This is a genomic window from Thalassobacter sp. 16PALIMAR09 (assembly GCF_000765485.1).
Classification (GTDB): domain Bacteria; phylum Pseudomonadota; class Alphaproteobacteria; order Rhodobacterales; family Rhodobacteraceae; genus Thalassobacter; species Thalassobacter stenotrophicus.
In genome coordinates this window covers 227,529-244,683 of record NZ_JHAK01000004.1, presented here as the reverse complement: position 1 = coordinate 244,683, position 17,155 = coordinate 227,529, and the positions used below count along the sequence as shown (strand labels likewise).

The window sequence follows — 17,155 nt, the reverse complement described above, 5'->3', positions numbered from 1 at the left end:
GCCCCTTTCCCTCGGGCCACGCCCGGTTTAGAAGGCCCGCACACAGACGCGGGAGCCGACATGCAAGAGCCAGCCATCACCCCAGACCTGATCGCAGCCCACGGCCTTACGCCCGACGAATACGACAGCATTCTGGACATCATCGGCCGCGCGCCGACCTTTACAGAGCTGGGTATTTTCTCGGCGATGTGGAATGAGCATTGCTCCTACAAATCCTCCAAGAAATGGCTGCGCACCCTGCCTACCGAGGGTCCCCAAGTCATTTGCGGTCCCGGTGAAAATGCTGGCATCGTGGATATTGGCGACGGTCAAGCCGTTGTTTTCAAGATGGAAAGCCACAACCACCCGTCTTACATTGAACCCTACCAAGGTGCTGCGACCGGCGTTGGCGGCATCCTGCGGGACGTGTTTACAATGGGCGCCCGCCCGATTGCCGCGATGAACGCGCTATCGTTTGGCGAACCTGCACACCACAAGACCCGCCAATTGGTTCACGGCGTCGTCGAAGGCGTCGGCGGCTACGGCAATTGCTTTGGCGTGCCAACCGTTGGCGGCGAAGTCCGGTTCCACGCAGCTTATAACGGCAATTGCCTGGTGAACGCGTTCGCCGCGGGCCTCGCGGATGCGGACAAGATTTTTTACTCGGCCGCCTCCGGCGTTGGAATGCCCGTGGTATATTTGGGCGCGAAAACCGGGCGTGACGGCGTTGGCGGGGCGACAATGGCCTCGGCTGAGTTCGACGACACGATCGAAGAAAAACGACCAACGGTTCAGGTCGGTGACCCCTTCACCGAAAAACGCTTGATGGAAGCCACGCTCGAGTTGATGGCAACCGGCGCGGTTATCTCAATCCAAGATATGGGCGCTGCGGGTCTGACCTGCTCGGCCGTGGAAATGGGCGATAAAGGCGGGCTTGGCGTCCGCCTCGACCTAGAGCGCGTGCCCGTCCGCGAAAACGCAATGACGGCCTACGAAATGATGCTCTCCGAGAGCCAAGAGCGGATGCTCATGGTCCTCAAGCCCGAGCTTGAGGCCCAGGCAAAGGCTGTGTTCGACAAATGGGATCTCGACTTTGCGATCGTGGGTGAAACCATCGCCGAAGATCGTTTCTTGATCATGCATAACGGTGAAACAAAGGCTGATCTGCCGCTGTCAAAGCTGGCGTCCTCGGCCCCTGAATACGACCGCCCTTGGGTGCCCACACCAGCCGCTGAACCGTTGGAGGATGTGCCCGGGATCGACCCAATTGATGGCCTCAAGGCGCTTTTGGCGTCCCCCAACTATTGCGCCCGCAACTGGGTATTTGAGCAATACGACACGATGGTCATGGCCGACAGCGCCTGCCTTCCGGGCACAGGCGCGGGCGTAATCCGGGTGCATGGCACCGACAAGGCGCTAGCATTCACCTCTGACGTGACGCCGCGCTACGTCAAAGCCAACCCCGAAGAAGGCGGCAAACAAGCCGTCGCCGAAGCCTATCGCAACCTTGTGTCAAAGGGTGCCAAACCTCTGGCAAGCACTGACAACCTGAACTTCGGCAATCCCGAAAAGCCCGAGATCATGGGCCAATTTGTGGGCGCGATCAAAGGGATCGGTGCCGCCTGCGCCGCGCTCGACATGCCCATCGTGTCGGGCAACGTGTCGCTTTATAATGAAACCGACGGTCAAGGGATTTTGCCCACGCCTACGATTGGCGCCGTGGGTCTGCTCAACTCGCTCGACGATGCGATCCTCGGTGATGTCCGCGAAGGACACATGGCGATCTTGGTCGGTGAAACGACGGGTCATCTGGGGCAATCCGCCCTTTTGGCTGAGGTCTTTAACCGTGAAGACGGCGATGCACCCCACGTCGACCTAGAGGCCGAGGCGCGCAACGGTCAGTTCATCCTCGACAACGCGGAGAACATCAACGCGTGTACCGATTTGTCCGATGGCGGCCTCGCGATGGCGGCATTTGAGTTGGCGGAAGCCAGCGGCGTTGGCGTGACACTGGACGCGAGCGATACCCCCACCTTGTTCGGCGAAGACCAAGCTCGGTACTTGATCGCCTGCTCCTTCGACAAGGCCGAAGCTTTGATGGTTGCCGCAGCTAAAGCCGGCGTTCCGCTCACGACCGTTGGCCGCTTCGCGGGCAGCGACGTGACCCTTGGTGGCACCAGTGTCCCGCTGGCCGAACTCGCTGAGGTGTATCGCACTACGTTCGCGGCTACTTTCGCGTAACACAGCATACTCGGGCGCGCCTTTAGGTGGTGCGCCCTAATCCATCAGCAGTTGCAGGCCACTCATTCGTTTCCCGGCATTGGGGTCACGATTTTTTATGCATATGTGGCCCCACCTGCCCCGGAAGTCGCGTCCCATCCCCTTGCGGGGCCGCGCTTGCCCATCTACATCTAGGGCAGGCAACATCCGGAGACCGCACATGCCAATGCAAGCCCATGAAATTGAAAGCCTCCTGCGTGAGAGTTTTCCCGACGCGACCATCGAAGTGCAGGGCGATGACGGTGTTCATATGGCCGCCATGGTCGTTGATGCCTCTTTCAAGGGCAAAAATCGCGTGCAGCAGCAGCGCGCCGTTTATGTCGCGCTCAAAGGTAAAATGGACGGCCCCTCCGGGGAATTGCATGCTCTGGCGTTAACCACAAAAGCGCCAGAATGACACTTGGCGGCCTTCTGGCAGGCATGAGCGTGCTCGTGCTGGTCCTACTGGCCGCCCGCGCCGTTCAAGCCGTGCGCACCGAACACAAGTCAAAGCGCGGGATCGATCCGGGCCGTGGCGACACCTTAATCGACGTTAACTATGCTTCGGGCGGCGGTGGCGGTGGCCATTCTACGACAATCCGGGTCCCCAAAGACCCGCAGGAATATGCAAAGGCCTTTGTGCCAAAGGATGCGTCCCAAGACGGACCAAATGAGAGGAACGACTGATGTCTGACACCAACACCAAGATCGAAGAACTGGTCAAAAGCAGTGACGTTGTACTGTTCATGAAGGGGACCAAGTCCATGCCCCAGTGTGGTTTTTCCAGCCGCGTGGCCGGTGTGCTCAACTTTATGGGCCTTGAATATACCGATGTGAACGTGCTTGCGGACGAAGATATCCGCCAAGGGATCAAGGACTTTTCCGACTGGCCAACCATCCCTCAGCTTTATGTCAAAGGTGAGTTCGTGGGCGGTTGTGATATCATCACCGAGATGACCCTGTCGGGCGAATTGGACAGCATGCTGGAAGAAAACGGGGTGACCTTCAACAAAGAGGCTGCGGATAAGATTCGCGAAGCCAACGCCTAGCATATGGGCTCTGCGCGGGCCGTGTATATGGCCCGCGTTTTCGGCGACGATACCTAACGGGTTTATGCGCGGCCAAAAGTCCGATCGTGGTTAATCCCAACACGCTCACAACTGCTGCTGCAATCACCCGAACCACACCAAAATTCCACGGCGATGGTGCCGAATACGGCCCGTCGGGTGGTGGCAAGAGCTGGATCTGACCGATCAGGGATATCCCTTTTCGGTGGCTATCCGAAAAGATGAGCCCCTTTTCCAGCCCCCATTTCCCCGCGCCTAAACGATCAACGCCCGCAGGCCGCTGCGCGTAGTGCTTCACTGAATGGTGGGCAACCGATTTGGCATCAGCCCCCCGTCCCTTCCGGACCAATTCCGCACGACCACGTTTTTCGGCAACCGAGCCAGGGTCAGGCACCTGCCAACTCGCACCAACGTCAGGATGGATAACAGACGCCGCACCCTGCACAGGCCACGCCAGTAGAAACATACATCCAAGTAGTAAAAAGGCACGCATGGGGGCTCCTCAGTCGCAGCAGTCAATCACTGCCACAGGCCTAGCCCCTCATGCTTAATGAACCTCTAAGTCGGGCATTTTTCTTCTTTACCAAGGTTACTCAACTGCCCGACCCCAAAGAGCCCTATCTTTCGTCCGCGCGGCCTTTGCCAAGGTGCTTGCGCAAACGGGACGGCGTCGATCTTGTCTTGCCTTTGAAGGGGTTAGCATCCGACTGCGACCGCAGGAACAACCGCACAGGCGTGCCGGGCATATCAAAATCCTCACGCAAACCGTTAACAAGGTAACGCGTATAGCTTGCGGGCATTTTGTCAGGGTGCGAGCACATCACAACAAAGCCCGGCGGACGGGTCTTTGCCTGGGTCATGTAGCGGAGTTTAATACGTTTTCCCTGTGGCGCGGGGGGCGGGTGCGCCTCAACCATGCCCGTGAGCCAGCGGTTCAATTGCGATGTGCTGACGCGGCGGTTCCAAACCGAATGGGCTTTCATGATGGCCTGTTGCAGCCGGTCTAACCCACGCCCAGTCTTAGCCGATACGGTCACAAGCGGCGCGCCCCGCAGCTGTGGCAAGAGACGCTCAAACTGCTCTCTCAGATCGCGCAGCTTTTCTTGTTTGTTCGGCTCGATGTCCCATTTGTTCACAGCCACAACAACGGCACGGCCCTCACGTTCGGCCAGATCGGCGATACGCAAGTCCTGCTGCTCAAACGGAATTTCCGCATCCAGCAGAACAACAACAACCTCTGCGAACTTGACCGCACGCAACCCGTCGGACACCGAAAGCTTTTCGAGCTTTTCCACGACCTTGGCGCGCTTGCGCATACCGGCGGTGTCGAAAATCCGCATTGGGACGCCGTCCCAATCGAAAGGCAGCGCAATAGAGTCACGCGTGATCCCCGCCTCAGGACCGGTCAGCAAACGCTCTTCACCGATGATTTTGTTAATCAGTGTTGATTTGCCTGCGTTCGGCCGCCCTACAACCGTGATTTTTAATGGCTTCTTTACGGTTGGGGCGAAATCGGGCAGCTCTTCGCCGTCTTCGATGTCCCAATCAATCTCGACATCTGTCTCGGTCTCATCAACCTCGGCAGCTTCTTCGGCGGCCTCAATCAGCGGACGCAGCATGCCGGCCAACTCGGCCATCCCCTCACCGTGCTCAGCCGATAAGGCAAGCGGCTCCCCGAGGCCGAGCGCGTATGCCTCTAGCAGACCGGCCTCAGCGGCACGGCCCTCCGCCTTGTTGGCAGCCAGCAAAACAGTGCCCCCTTTGCGGCGCAGAATATCGGCAAACACTTCGTCCGCAGGAGAAACGCCCACGCGGGCATCAATCACGAACAGCGCAACATCGGCCATCTCAACCGCGCGCTCCGTCAGGCGGCGCATGCGCCCCTGTAGGCTGTCGTCTGTCGCCTCTTCTAGGCCCGCCGTGTCGATCACGGTAAAGCGCAGATCACCGAGCCGTGCCTCACCTTCACGCAGGTCGCGGGTCACACCCGGCTGGTCATCGACCAACGCAAGACGTTTGCCCACAAGGCGGTTAAACAGGGTCGATTTACCCACATTGGGGCGGCCGACAATGGCGAGGGTCAGAGACATGATGGACTCACTGCAGGAATAAGACCCCGCCCTTACCCCACTCCTGCGGCGATCTCAACGGTAGGCGTGCAAAGTCCCGCGGCCACCCATCACATAGAGCGTGTCGTTCATCACAATCGGACGGGACGCGCCGCCACCGGGAATGTCGCTTTCGTGGGTCTGGGCCCCAGTTTCGGGGTCAAATCCGCGCAAAACACCGTCCGTTGCGGCCAGCCACACCTGTCCGCCCGCAAGGATAGGCCCAAAATGGGCGTAAACGGTTTTGCGGCGGTTCAGGCGATTGGCCGCAAAGAACGGCAGATCGGCAGCCCAGATTTGCGCGCCTGTTTCGACATCAAGGCGGACGAGTTGGTTGCGGTCGGTCACGAAATAGACCGAACCAGCTACGGGCAGAGCCGGGCTCAGCGCGCCCTCGGTCGCTGTCCAGTTGCGGGCGCCCGAGAACGCATCCATCGAAACCATGCGGCCCGCTGGCGTGCCCGCGTACAGCGTGCGGCCAGCGACCACGGGATCAGACGCGATGTCCGACAGGTTGCTATAGGCCACGCCACGGCGGTTGCCCGCAACGGTGTTACCCCAAACGCGGATGCCGGACTGACGCAGGGCGGCAATCAACTCACCCGAGCCAAGCGGAAAAATAACCAAACGATCCGTCAAAGCGGGTGCAGGCGCACCTGCAAGTGTTGCAACAACCGGCGCGCCGGGCAGTTCCCAGCGGATGCGACCATCGCTCAGATCAATCGCCCAAGCCCGGCTATCGCGGCTGACGAGATAGGCAAACCCACCACCAAACGTGGGCGAGGTCAGGGGCGCATCTAGACGTTGCACCCATTGCTCAGCCCCTGTCTCAGGGTCCAGCGCGTGAAAATTACCAAATCCCGTAGTCGCGTAGAGCACCCCATCGTGCAGCCCAAGCCCACCGCCCGATGCATCGCCATCACGCTCATACGCGGGGGTCAGATCAGCGCGCCAAAGCACATCACCGGCCTCAGACACGGCCGTGACCGCGCCTTCTGCATCCATCGCAAAAATCCGACCATCCGCCGCGACAGGATCAACCGTCAAAAGCGTGCGGCGCCCATTGCCTTTGCCGATACCAACCGACCAGACGCGTTTGGGCGCAGCTGCCAGCGCGGCATGGGGCATCACGCCCGCCGCAGAGCCAGTCCGAACAGGCCAAGCATCAATGGTTTGAGCAGCCGGGAGCGTTATGGCCTGCGCCTGCGCAAGGGCCTCTTGGCTGAGCGCTACGGCCGTATCCGCCCGCACCGGTTCGCGTGTGCCCGGCAGGATCGTCGCACGCTGTGAGCATGCCGACATCAGCACCAAGGCCACCCCTAGGATCGCTACGTGTTTCATGCCTGTGCCCTCGGTTCGTCGTCTTTGCCGTCACGCGGCGGTTTCATCCCCGGGTGTGACCCCCGATGCTGCGTTATGCAGGTGTGGGGTTGCTCCCAAGTGCAACAATCACCTGCAAAGCACGGCGGCGCAAGGTGTCTGTCGCGCCCGGCTCTTCTAGCAGTTGTTGCAACAATGTGATCGCACCAGAAGCATTGCCCGCCTCAAGCTGACGCAAGGCCTGTTGCTCGATCGCCAGCGGGCGGAACGGCGTGCCCGGTGTGGCCAATTCTTCAAGAATGCGCGTGTCCCGTGCCCCGTCACCGGTGCCGCCCGACATCTGCGCCTTTAACAGTGCCAATTGGCGATACAGCGGCGGCAGGCCGTCCGTCTCGGCCAAGGTTTGTAGAGCCGCAGCCGTTTCAGCACGGTCAGCCCCATCCACCGCCCCTGTGCTGGCCAGCAGCAAGGTCTTGACCAGCTCTTGGTTCGCGTCGGCGGTGGGCAATTCTTCTAGCAGGGTTGGGTTTGCATCCCCGGCCAGCCCGGCCAGAACCGCATCACCAAAGGCCTGCGCCTGCGCTTGGGCGCGCGCCTTGCTCCATTCATTATAGGCAGCCCCGCCAACGAGGCCGAAAATGATCAATCCCGCAAGCCAGCCCCATTTACGCATCAGCGCAAACAGCTTGTCGCGGCGCACCTCTTCGGTGACTTCTTCGATAAAACTGTCTGTATTGGACATGATCTGCTCCCCAAACGCCACGAGACGACCCCTTGGGCCACCCGATCCTCACTTCGCATTTAGCCCAGCCGGCATAAGGATGCCAAGGCGAAAGGCATCCGTCGCGACACCTTGCAAAAAACGACAACAGTGCATAAACCTGAACTGACCGGTTCAGAAAGTGCAGGCTTAGCCGCACCCTGAGCCCACGGGTCGTGCCATAACGCCTACGTTGGAGCCCTAAATGAAATTCTTTCCGCTGGTTACAGCCGTTCTTGTGACCGTTATTTTGTTCTTTGCAGTCCTCCAGCGGGACGTGCTGTTTGATTTCGCCGGGCGGGATACCGATGCAGAGGCCGCGCCTGAGGGGCCCGCACCGCAACCGCAGCAGACGGTCGCCCAGACGAATTCAAGCACCGCAGAAGCGGGTGGTATTGCCGTGATGGCCCGCGCCTCTGTCGCGCAAAACATCGAAAACGCTGTTTTGTTGCGCGGTCAGACCGAGGCGGCCCGCGATGTTATCGTGCGCGCCGAAACAAGTGGCACGGTTGTCTCCGAACCCCTGCGCAAGGGCGCCCGGGTTGATCAGGGCACATTGCTGTGCCGCCTTGATCCCGGCACCCGCGGCGCGACATTAGCGGAAGCAGAGGCGCGTTTGGCCGAAGCTCGCGCCCGCGTCCCCGAAGCCGCCGCACGCGTGGCCGAAGCGGAAGCCCGCGTCCATGAAGCCGAAATCAACGAAGTCGCAGCGAGCCAATTGTCTGAGGGCGGCTTTGCCTCTGCCACCCGCGTGGCCAACGCCGAAGCCGCGCTTAGCTCTGCCAAGGCCACGCTGAGTGCCGCGAAATCGGGCCTCGAAAGTGCGGGTGCGGGTATCCGTGCCGCCGAAGCCACCGTTGACCGCGCTCAAGATGATCTGGGGAAACTCGACATCAGCGCGCCGTTCTCTGGCCTGTTGGAAAGCGACAGCGCCGAGTTGGGATCGCTTTTGCAGGCGGGTGACCCTTGCGCCACCGTCATCCAGTTGGACCCCATCAAACTGGTGGGCTTTGTCCCCGAAACGCAGCTTGGCCTCATTGAGGTCGGCGCGAATGCCGGCGCGCAGCTGGCCTCCGGCGAGGATTTACGCGGCAACGTTACGTTTCTGGCCCGCTCGGCGGATGAAACCACCCGCACCTTCCGCGTCGAAGTCACCGTGCCCAACCCCGACTGGTCCCTGCGTGACGGCCAAACAGCCGAAATCGTGATCACCGGGGGCGGAATGCGCGCGCATCTTTTGCCCGCATCCTCGCTAACGCTGGATGACCGGGGCGTTCTGGGCGTGCGCATCATTGATGCCGAACGCCGCGCACAGTTTGCCGCCGTCACCGTCATCCGCGATACAGTCAACGGCGTATGGGTTAGCGGTCTGCCAGAGGCCGCAGACGTCATCCTGATCGGTCAGGAATACGTGACCGATGGCGTACCCGTGGTGCCCAGCTTTGAGGAACTCAGCCAATGACAGGCATCGTCGATTGGGCCGCTGAACGGGCCCGCATGGTCATAGCCTTCGTGATCCTGTCGATCATGGCGGGCACGTTGGCCTATGTGGGCCTGCCCAAAGAGGGTGAGCCGGACATCGACATTCCGGGCGTCTTCGTCTCGGTCCCGTTCCCCGGCATCTCGGCCACGGACAGCGAAAAGCTGCTGGTCAAACCGATGGAAACCAAGCTCAAAGAGCTAGACGGCCTGCAAAGCATGACCGCCACCGCATCTGAGAGTTTTGCAGGCATCTTCCTTGAGTTCGAATTCGGCTGGGACAAAAGCGCGACCATCGCCGATGTGCGCGACAAGATGAACCAAGCTGAGGCGGAATTCCCTGAGGGTGGTGAGCAATACGAAATCTCTGAGATCAATTTCTCCGAGTTCCCCATTCTGGTCGTCAGTCTTTCGGGTCCTGTGCCCGAACGCACCCTGCTGCGGCTGGCCCAAGACCTCCAGACCGAACTGGAAGGCATGGGCGCGGTCCTCGAAGTGGGGCTTGCCGGTCACCGCGATGAGATGCTGGAGGTCATTATCGATCCCCTCGCCCTAGAGGCCTATAACGTCACCGCTGGTGAGTTGATCAACGTCGTAACCAACAACAACCTTCTGGTGCCCGCGGGCGCGGTAGAAACCGACCAAGGCGCGTTCCCGGTCAAAATTCCGTCCTCCTTCGATGCCCCCGAAGACGTCTACAACCTGCCGGTCAAAACCAACGGCGACCGTGTCGTAACGCTCGGTGATCTGGCGCAGATCAACCTGACGTTCGAAGACCCCATCAGCACCGCGCGCTACAACGGTGCGCCCACGGTTGCGTTGCAAGTGATCAAGCGCAAGGGGTTCAACATCATGGATACCGCCGCCGAAGTGCGCGCGGTTGTGGACGCCGAAGTCGCCCAATGGCCCACCGAATTGCAACGCGCGGTCAGCGTGTCGGCCACGTTGGACCAGTCGCGCACGGTCCGCTCGATGATCTCCCAGCTCGAAGGCTCGGTCCTGACGGCCATCGCACTGGTAATGATCGTGGTGCTGGCGTCACTGGGCACGCGGTCCGCTTTGCTGGTGGGCTTCGCGATCCCAACCTCGTTCCTGCTGTGCTTTGCACTTCTGGCGGTCATGGGCATCGCGATTTCCAACATCGTGATGTTCGGGCTGATCCTTGCCGTCGGCATGCTTGTGGACGGCGCGATTGTCGTGGTCGAATACGCGGATAAGAAAATCCAAGAAGGCAAAGGCCCAATGCAGGCCTTTGTCGAGGCGGCCAAGCGAATGTTCTGGCCGGTCGTTTCCTCCACGGCGACAACGCTTTGCGCCTTCCTGCCGATGCTATTTTGGCCCGGTGTTCCCGGCGAATTTATGGGGATGCTGCCCGTCACGCTGATCTTCGTCCTCTCGGCGAGCCTTGTGGTGGCCCTGGTTTACTTGCCTGTGATCGGGGGCGTCTCAGCCCGCCTTAGCCGCATTTTTGAGCGCGGCTCAGCGGTCCTGCGGGCTATCCTGCCCTATTGGGCGCGCCTGATCCTCACGGTCTTTGCGGGCTGGCTGATGTTCACCTTTGCGCTGCAAACCATCAACCCCGGCTACATCCTTGGCATATCGCCCGAGACACCTGCCGTCCTCGCAACCCTGCCCGGCGCGCTGTTGTTCGTGGCTTCTGCGATGCTGATGTCGACGGCGCTTGGCTCGGTCACGATTGCCCGCAAGGCGCGCAAGGTGCAGGGCTATCGCCGCACGCCCTTTGGCACGCTGATGCACGCTATTGTCGGCAACCCGGTTATGCCAATTGTTGCGGTGATGGCTGTGATCATCTTTGTGGTTTCGACGTTCAGCTACTTTGGCAAAAACAATAACGGCGTTGAGTTCTTCGTCGAATCCGAGACCGAAGCCGCAATCGTTTATGTTCGTGCCCGCGGGAACCTTTCGCTCGACGAAAAGGACCGTCTGCTGCAACGCGCCGAGGCAGAGGTGCTTGCAACCTCAGGCATCCAATCGGCCTTTGCCTTCGCGGGTGATGGCGGGTTGAACCAAAACACAGGCGGCTCCGCCCCGCCCCGCGACACCATCGGCCAAATCTCGATTGAGATGATCCCGTGGGAAGATCGTCCAACCGTTTCGGCCCCGTGGTTCGACATTCCCCTGATCGGCTACACGGTGAACAAAACCATCGTGGACCCCGCGTTTGACGGTGACACAATCGCGGAGGATTTGCTGGCCCGCGTGCGTGCAATTCCGGGCATCAAGGCCGACCTGATTGCACAGGACCGTGGCCCCGCCAGCGGCAAGCCCATCCACCTGCGGCTATCAGGGGATGATCCCATCGCCCTGCAAGCGGCCACACAAAGCACGCTGGCCCAGTTCAACGCCACCCCCGGCGTCATCGACATCGAAGACAGCCTGCCCCTGCCCGGCATCGACTGGGAAATCACCGTCGACGTCGAAAAGGCGGGCCGCTTTGGCGCAGACGTCGCGACCGTCGGCGCGATGGTCCAATTGGTCACGCGGGGGCTCTTGCTCGATACGATGCGGGTCCCCTCCTCCGATGAAGAGATCGAGATCCGCGTTCGCCTGCCAGAAAAAGACCGCGTCCTCTCGACGCTCGATAGCCTCAAGGTGCGCACGTCCGGCGGCTTGGTGCCTCTTGCCAACTTCATCACTCGGCAACCCGTGCCGCGCTTGGCAGAGATCAACCGCTTTGACGGCAAACGTTATTTCGACGTGAAGGCAAATGCCGTGACTGGCGTTCTGATCTATGATCTGACGCCTTTGGACGCAGACGGCGCACCGCTTGAGGATGGCACCGCCCCGCTCGGGCTGGGCTCCGAATTGACGCCCGAACAGGTCGCAGCGGGTGAGCCGTATAACCTGCAACTCGTGACCCGCGCCACCGGGATCGGCGCCTTGCTGGGCCTCTCACAGGACAGCGTGGCGTATCACAACATCACCGAGCTGCGCGGCACCGCAAATCTGGACCAAATCAGCCGTGACGTTGCGGATGGTAAGTCACAGGTTACTTATGTTCCCCTCACTCCGAATGAGCGGATCGCCACCCTTAACGAATGGCTCGACACCAATCCGTTCGCCGCGACTGTCGCGTGGGAATGGACCGGCGACCAAGAGGATCAAGCCGAAAGCCAAGCCTTCCTCAGCCAAGCCTTTATCGGTGCTTTGGGCCTGATGTTCATCATCCTGCTGGCGCAGTTTAACTCGGTCTATAACGCCGTTTTGGTCCTGCTTGCGGTGGTCTTGTCTACGGCGGGTGTTTTGTGGGGTATGCTGCTTTTGGGGCAGACATTTTCGATCATCATGACCGGGACCGGGATCGTCGCGTTGGCGGGGATCGTCGTGAACAACAACATTGTGCTGATCGACACCTATCAAGAATACGCGCGCTACATGCCCCGGATTGAGGCGATCACCCGCACCGCAGAGGCACGCATTCGCCCCGTTCTGCTGACGACGCTCACGACGATGGCGGGCCTTGCACCCATGATGTTCGGCCTGTCGTTCGACTTTATCGGCGGAGGATATTCGCTCCAAAGCCCGACGGCCCTGTGGTGGATCCAGCTGGCAACAGCGGTGGTGTTCGGCCTCGGGATCGCAACGGTCCTGACGTTGATCTTTACCCCCTCAATGCTGGCAATCCGGTATTGGGCCACGCACTACGTGCTCGCGCTCGCGCGTTTATTGGGGCGGCTTAGCCTTGGGCGCAGTTCACAAGCGGCTGAGGATTTCGCCCTACGCCGCGCAGCCCGCCGCAGAGGCCTACCAGAGATGATCTGGACAGAGGACGCCGCGACTGAGGAGGCTCCGCAGGAGCCAGAGGTCGAAACCATTGCAGAGGCCCTCCCCGAAAAGCCCGAGCCAAGCACAGAGCCAGAGGCCGAGGGGGCCGATGATCCAACACCACCCTCACCGCTACGCGCCGCTGAATAAAGACGCAAAGGCCCCCAAGAGTTTACCTCTTGGGGGCCTTTTCAATGAGATCAAAGCACTTGGAGCGCGCGGTGCGCGCGCCCACTGGGCGGATGTCAGCCCAGGGCGTCGTCACACCGACCACACACGCCGGTGTGCGCATGGGTACCGACGTCAGGCAGGATTTTCCAACACCGCTGGCATTTCTCGCCCTCTGCCTTGGCAAAGGTCACCGACACGCCCGGCACATCGTCCAACGTGAACGCGCCATCACCCGCATCTGCGACCGAGATCGCCGAGGTGATGCAGATGTCGTCAAAGTCCACTGTATCCAGCACGGCCTTGGTAGCCGCATCGACGTGCACGCTAGGGGCCGCCTCTAGGCTCGCACCAATGGTCTTTTCGCGGCGCTCAATCTCTAGCGCGCCGGTCACGACCCTGCGAACCGCGCGGATGGTGGACCACTTCGCGGCCAGCGCTTCATTGCGCCATGTGCTGGGTGTCTCGGGGATGTCCTCTAGGTGGACCGAGGCCCCTTCACCGGGGTTCCGCTCCAACCAGACTTCTTCCATCGTGAACACCAGCACAGGTGCAAGCCACGTGGTCAGGCGGTGGAACAGGATGTCCAACACCGTCCGCGCCGCGCGACGCCGCGCCGTATCACCGTCGCAATACAATGCATCCTTGCGCACGTCGAAATAGAAGGCCGACAACTCAACCGTGCAGAACTGGAACACCGCGTTCCAGACGCCGGGGAAGTCATAGGCATCATAGCCTGCACGCACCTGTTCATCCAATTCCGACAGACGGTGCAGAACCCATTGTTCCAGCTCTGGCATATCGGCCGGCTCCACGCGGTCCGCGTCAGAAAAGTCCGAGAGCGCCCCCAATAAGAACCGCATCGTGTTGCGCAAACGCCGATAGCTATCGGCCACACCCTTGAGGATTTCATCACCGATGCGCAGATCAACTGTGTAGTCAGCTTGCGCCACCCACAGCCGCAGGATGTCGGCGCCGTACTGCTTGACCACCTTTTCAGGCGCAACCGTGTTGCCAACAGATTTGGACATCTTGTTGCCCTTGGCATCCAGCGTAAAGCCGTGGGTCAGCACGCCACGATAGGGCGCGCGCCCCCGCGTACCGCAGGCCTGAAGCATAGACGAATGGAACCAACCGCGGTGCTGATCGGTGCCTTCTAGGTACAGATCCGCCAAACCATCGTCCGAGCCGTCGGTGCGGTCGCGCAGGGTAAAGGCATGGGTCGAACCGGAATCGAACCATACATCAAGAATATCCATTACCTGATTGTATTCATTCGGATCTACGATCCCCGCAAGGAAGCGTTCCTTGGCCCCGTCTTTGTACCACGCATCAGCGCCCTCGGCTTCAAACGCGGCATTAATGCGGGCGTTGACCTCAGCGTTGCGCAACAAGAAATCGGGATCATCATGCGCCGCACCGACCTTGGTAAAGCAGGTCAGCGGCACACCCCAAGCACGTTGGCGCGACAGCACCCAGTCAGGGCGGGCCTCGATCATCGAATGCAACCGGTTGCGCCCGGTTTGAGGCGTCCACGTCACCAACTGATCAATGGACGTCAGGGCGCGTTCGCGGATGGTTTTGCCATACTCGTCCATGCCATCGTTCAGCGGTACGTCGATCGCCGCAAACCATTGCGGACGGTTCAACCGGATCACCGGCGCCTTGGAGCGCCACGAATGCGCATCCTTCAGCGTGATCCGGCGCGAGGCCAAGATGCCCCCAACCTCGATCAGCTTGGCAATGACAGCTTTGTTCGCGCCACCGGGTTTCCCGTTGGGACGGATCACTTGCTCGCCTGCGAAAAACGGCAGGTCAGCCCGGAAAGAGCTGTCATCAAGGATGTTGTAGGTCATCGGCAGTTTGTGCGTCACGCCGATGGCATAGTCATCGTCACCGTGGCTGGGCGCAGTGTGGACAAAGCCCGTACCCGCATCATCCGTGACGTGATCCCCCGCCAAAAGCGGCACGTCAAAATCCCATTCGCCCGACGCGCCTTCGGCACCGCGCAGGGGGTGAGCACAGGTGATCTTGGCCAATTCATCCGCCGATACATCGCGCACACGGCGATACATATCGGACGTCAAACGGGCGGCACCCAGTGCCTCTTCGGCCAGATCGTCAGCCAGCAAATACCGCGCACCGATGGTGGCCCAACATTCCTCGGGCCGGCCAGTGACCTCGTACAAACCATACGAGATGCGCGACCCAAAGCAGATCGCGCGGTTCTGCGGGATGGTCCATGGCGTGGTCGTCCAGATCACGACCTTGCACGGCGCGCCCAGATCGGCACCACCTGCGACCACCTCAAACGGTACCCAGATCGCCTCTGACTGACGCTCATGGTACTCGACCTCAGCCTCCGCCAGCGCGGTTTTCTCAACCGGGGACCACATTACCGGCTTGGACCCTTGGTAGAGCGAACCGTTCATCACAAAGGTCTGGAATTCCTCCGCGATCACGCGCTCGGCGTGGAAATCCATCGTCAGATAGGGTTGATCCCAGTTGCCCGTGATCCCCAGCCGCTTGAATTCTTCGCGCTGGATATCAACCCAACCGCGCGCAAAATCCCGACATTCTTGGCGGAATTCAATAACATCCACAGCGTCCTTATCACGGCCCTTCTGGCGGTACTTTTCCTCGATCTTCCACTCGATGGGCAAACCGTGGCAGTCCCAGCCGGGGATATAGCGCGCATCGCGGCCCTGCATTTGCTGCGAGCGGACAACCATATCCTTAAGGATTTTGTTCAGCGCGTGACCGATGTGGAGGTTGCCGTTGGCATAGGGCGGGCCGTCGTGCAGCGTAAAGGGCTTGCGGCCCGGGCGCTGGCGCAACTGGCCATATACGTCAAGCGCTTGCCAGCGTGCCAGCCACTCGGGCTCACGCTTGGGCAGGCCCGCACGCATCGGAAAATCCGTTTTTGGCAGGTTCAGGGTGTCTTTGTAGTCAAGGGGTGTGTCGGGGGTCTCGGCGGTCATCGCGCGTCATCCTAAATGTCATAAAGGGGTTTTGGGGTGCGGCGGCGCGAGGTCTCATACGCCTTTGCCCGGCGGCTCAACGTTCAGAGCGCCGGGGATATAATTCGAAAAATAATCAAGCGACCCAACATGGAAGCCCTTATAGGCACCCATCCGCGACCCGACAACCCAAGAACACCGCCAGTTCTGTCTGCCGTGTTATGGCCATCAGCCTTCGGCTTTAGACCCGAACAACCCGGTCAACGCCCGCCCCACGACGCCCGAAACCGAAGGCCGGGATTGCGCCACAAAGGGCAGCGGGCGGCACACCTCAATCGCGGCCACACCCACACGCGCGGTCAGCGCCCCGTTCACGATGCCTTCGCCAAACCGGCGTGACACCTTGGACAGCAACCCGCCCCCAGCGACCGAACTGATCAGATCATCGCCCACCGCCACCGCCCCCGTCGCCACAAGGTGCGTGAGCACCGAGCGCGTCAGCCGCCAATTGCCCAGCACTCCACCGCGCCCGCCGTAAATCTCAGCGATGCGGCGGATCATCCGAAGGTTCGCGGCAAGGGCGGCAACCACGTCCGCCAGCGCAAGCGGGACCAAGGCCGTAACGGTTGCAACTTGGCGGGCGGCGGCTTCAACCTCACGGGTGGCGCGGGCATCTAGGGGGGCGAGCAACGCGGTCTCAGCCAGCGCGAGTTGCGCGTCGGCGTCGAACACATCGGCACTTGCCTCGGCCAAACGGTCCTGCCCCCACCGCATATCAGCGCGCCCGACATAAAGCGCGGTCAGCCGCGCCGTCAGCGCGCGCGCAGCGGTCAGGTCAGTCACTTCTGCGGCAGCCGCCTTGATCCCATCTATCCGTTTGAGCCGCGCAAGTGTCGCGAATTCGCGCACCGCGATCACCGCCAGAACCGCGACAAAGGCTGCGCCTAAGCCGGTCGCGATCCAGCCCAGAACAGGATTTGCGGCCAACAGGTCCGTCACGAAACCCCATGCCGCTACTGATATCACAAACGTCAACAGCGACAGGAGCAGGCCCCAGAACAGCCGCGCCAAAACCGAAGGTCGCCGCGCGGCTAATGCCGCGACACTCTGCATCGCGTGCCCGTCGGGGGCCATTTCGGGCATGGCCTCGGGCACGGGCGGCGCGTCCGCCGGATGGGGGTGCCCGCCTGCCAACGCATCTGCGTTACCCTCTGCATCAAGGTCAAAAAAGACCGGACCGGACTTGGGGCCTTTGGACTTGGGCATCGC

At 60.9% G+C, this 17,155-nt stretch carries 11 protein-coding genes; 6 read left to right on the top strand and 5 right to left on the bottom strand.

What is annotated here, in order from left to right; all coding sequences use genetic code 11:
• The first annotated feature begins 60 nt into the window (after positions 1-60).
• The 4 genes from purL to grxD all read left to right on the top strand — a co-directional run bounded on the left by purL (position 61) and on the right by grxD (position 3,287).
• Positions 61-2,220 carry a phosphoribosylformylglycinamidine synthase subunit PurL gene (purL, locus tag PM04_RS10740; protein ID WP_038006491.1) on the top strand — a complete coding sequence of 720 codons (2,160 nt, stop codon included), beginning with the start codon at positions 61-63 and terminating at the stop codon, positions 2,218-2,220.
• Between the two features lie 199 nt (positions 2,221-2,419).
• Positions 2,420-2,656, top strand: a complete 237-nt coding sequence (locus tag PM04_RS10735) for a BolA/IbaG family iron-sulfur metabolism protein (protein ID WP_038006490.1) — start codon at positions 2,420-2,422, stop codon at positions 2,654-2,656.
• Entirely contained in the window at positions 2,653-2,925 is a 273-nt protein-coding gene (locus tag PM04_RS10730; protein WP_038006489.1) for a hypothetical protein, read from the top strand. Before PM04_RS10735 ends, PM04_RS10730 begins: the two co-directional genes overlap by 4 nt.
• Entirely contained in the window at positions 2,925-3,287 is a 363-nt protein-coding gene (grxD, locus tag PM04_RS10725) for a Grx4 family monothiol glutaredoxin (RefSeq protein WP_038006488.1), read from the top strand. Before PM04_RS10730 ends, grxD begins: the two co-directional genes overlap by 1 nt.
• Positions 3,288-3,922: 635 nt before the next feature.
• Here the strand turns inward: grxD and der are convergent.
• The 3 genes from der to PM04_RS10710 all read right to left on the bottom strand — a co-directional run bounded on the left by der (position 3,923) and on the right by PM04_RS10710 (position 7,475).
• Entirely contained in the window at positions 3,923-5,395 is a 1,473-nt protein-coding gene (gene der, locus PM04_RS10720) for a ribosome biogenesis GTPase Der (protein ID WP_038006487.1), read from the bottom strand.
• Positions 5,396-5,449: 54 nt separating this feature from the next.
• Positions 5,450-6,754, bottom strand: a complete 1,305-nt coding sequence (locus PM04_RS10715; protein WP_038006486.1) for a PQQ-like beta-propeller repeat protein — start codon at positions 6,752-6,754, stop codon at positions 5,450-5,452.
• Positions 6,755-6,827: 73 nt separating this feature from the next.
• The gene (locus PM04_RS10710; RefSeq protein ID WP_038006685.1) at positions 6,828-7,475 is read right to left on the bottom strand and encodes a hypothetical protein; all 648 of its coding nucleotides are present in this window, start codon (positions 7,473-7,475) and stop codon (positions 6,828-6,830) included.
• 223 nt (positions 7,476-7,698) lie between these two features.
• Here PM04_RS10710 and PM04_RS10705 point away from each other — a divergent pair, with 223 nt between their 5' ends.
• Positions 7,699-8,955: an efflux RND transporter periplasmic adaptor subunit gene (locus tag PM04_RS10705; RefSeq protein WP_038006485.1), complete on the top strand. Its 1,257-nt coding sequence runs from the start codon at positions 7,699-7,701 to the stop codon at positions 8,953-8,955.
• The gene (locus tag PM04_RS10700; RefSeq protein WP_038006484.1) at positions 8,952-12,908 is read left to right on the top strand and encodes an efflux RND transporter permease subunit; all 3,957 of its coding nucleotides are present in this window, start codon (positions 8,952-8,954) and stop codon (positions 12,906-12,908) included. Before PM04_RS10705 ends, PM04_RS10700 begins: the two co-directional genes overlap by 4 nt.
• A 95-nt stretch (positions 12,909-13,003) precedes the next feature.
• On the opposite strand, the gene ileS is transcribed toward PM04_RS10700, so the two are convergent.
• Together ileS and PM04_RS10690 are read right to left on the bottom strand one after the other, a co-directional pair.
• Positions 13,004-15,907, bottom strand: a complete 2,904-nt coding sequence (ileS, locus tag PM04_RS10695; RefSeq protein ID WP_038006483.1) for an isoleucine--tRNA ligase — start codon at positions 15,905-15,907, stop codon at positions 13,004-13,006.
• A gap of 207 nt (positions 15,908-16,114) precedes the next feature.
• Positions 16,115-17,152, bottom strand: a complete 1,038-nt coding sequence (locus PM04_RS10690) for a YcjF family protein (RefSeq protein WP_038006482.1) — start codon at positions 17,150-17,152, stop codon at positions 16,115-16,117.
• Positions 17,153-17,155: the final 3 nt, after the last annotated feature.

What these genes read in the sequence shown, in the direction of transcription:
- PM04_RS10715 (WP_038006486.1), bottom strand. Translation starts at nt 6,754, where the DNA reads ATGAAACACGTAGCGATCCTAGGGGTGGCCTTGGTGCTGATGTCGGCA.
- PM04_RS10735 (WP_038006490.1), top strand. Translation starts at nt 2,420, where the DNA reads ATGCCAATGCAAGCCCATGAAATTGAAAGCCTCCTGCGTGAGAGTTTT.
- PM04_RS10710 (WP_038006685.1), bottom strand. Translation starts at nt 7,475, where the DNA reads ATGTCCAATACAGACAGTTTTATCGAAGAAGTCACCGAAGAGGTGCGC.
- PM04_RS10730 (WP_038006489.1), top strand. Translation starts at nt 2,653, where the DNA reads ATGACACTTGGCGGCCTTCTGGCAGGCATGAGCGTGCTCGTGCTGGTC.
- ileS (WP_038006483.1), bottom strand. Translation starts at nt 15,907, where the DNA reads ATGACCGCCGAGACCCCCGACACACCCCTTGACTACAAAGACACCCTG.
- PM04_RS10705 (WP_038006485.1), top strand. Translation starts at nt 7,699, where the DNA reads ATGAAATTCTTTCCGCTGGTTACAGCCGTTCTTGTGACCGTTATTTTG.
- der (WP_038006487.1), bottom strand. Translation starts at nt 5,395, where the DNA reads ATGTCTCTGACCCTCGCCATTGTCGGCCGCCCCAATGTGGGTAAATCG.
- PM04_RS10700 (WP_038006484.1), top strand. Translation starts at nt 8,952, where the DNA reads ATGACAGGCATCGTCGATTGGGCCGCTGAACGGGCCCGCATGGTCATA.
- PM04_RS10690 (WP_038006482.1), bottom strand. Translation starts at nt 17,152, where the DNA reads ATGCCCAAGTCCAAAGGCCCCAAGTCCGGTCCGGTCTTTTTTGACCTT.
- grxD (WP_038006488.1), top strand. Translation starts at nt 2,925, where the DNA reads ATGTCTGACACCAACACCAAGATCGAAGAACTGGTCAAAAGCAGTGAC.
- purL (WP_038006491.1), top strand. Translation starts at nt 61, where the DNA reads ATGCAAGAGCCAGCCATCACCCCAGACCTGATCGCAGCCCACGGCCTT.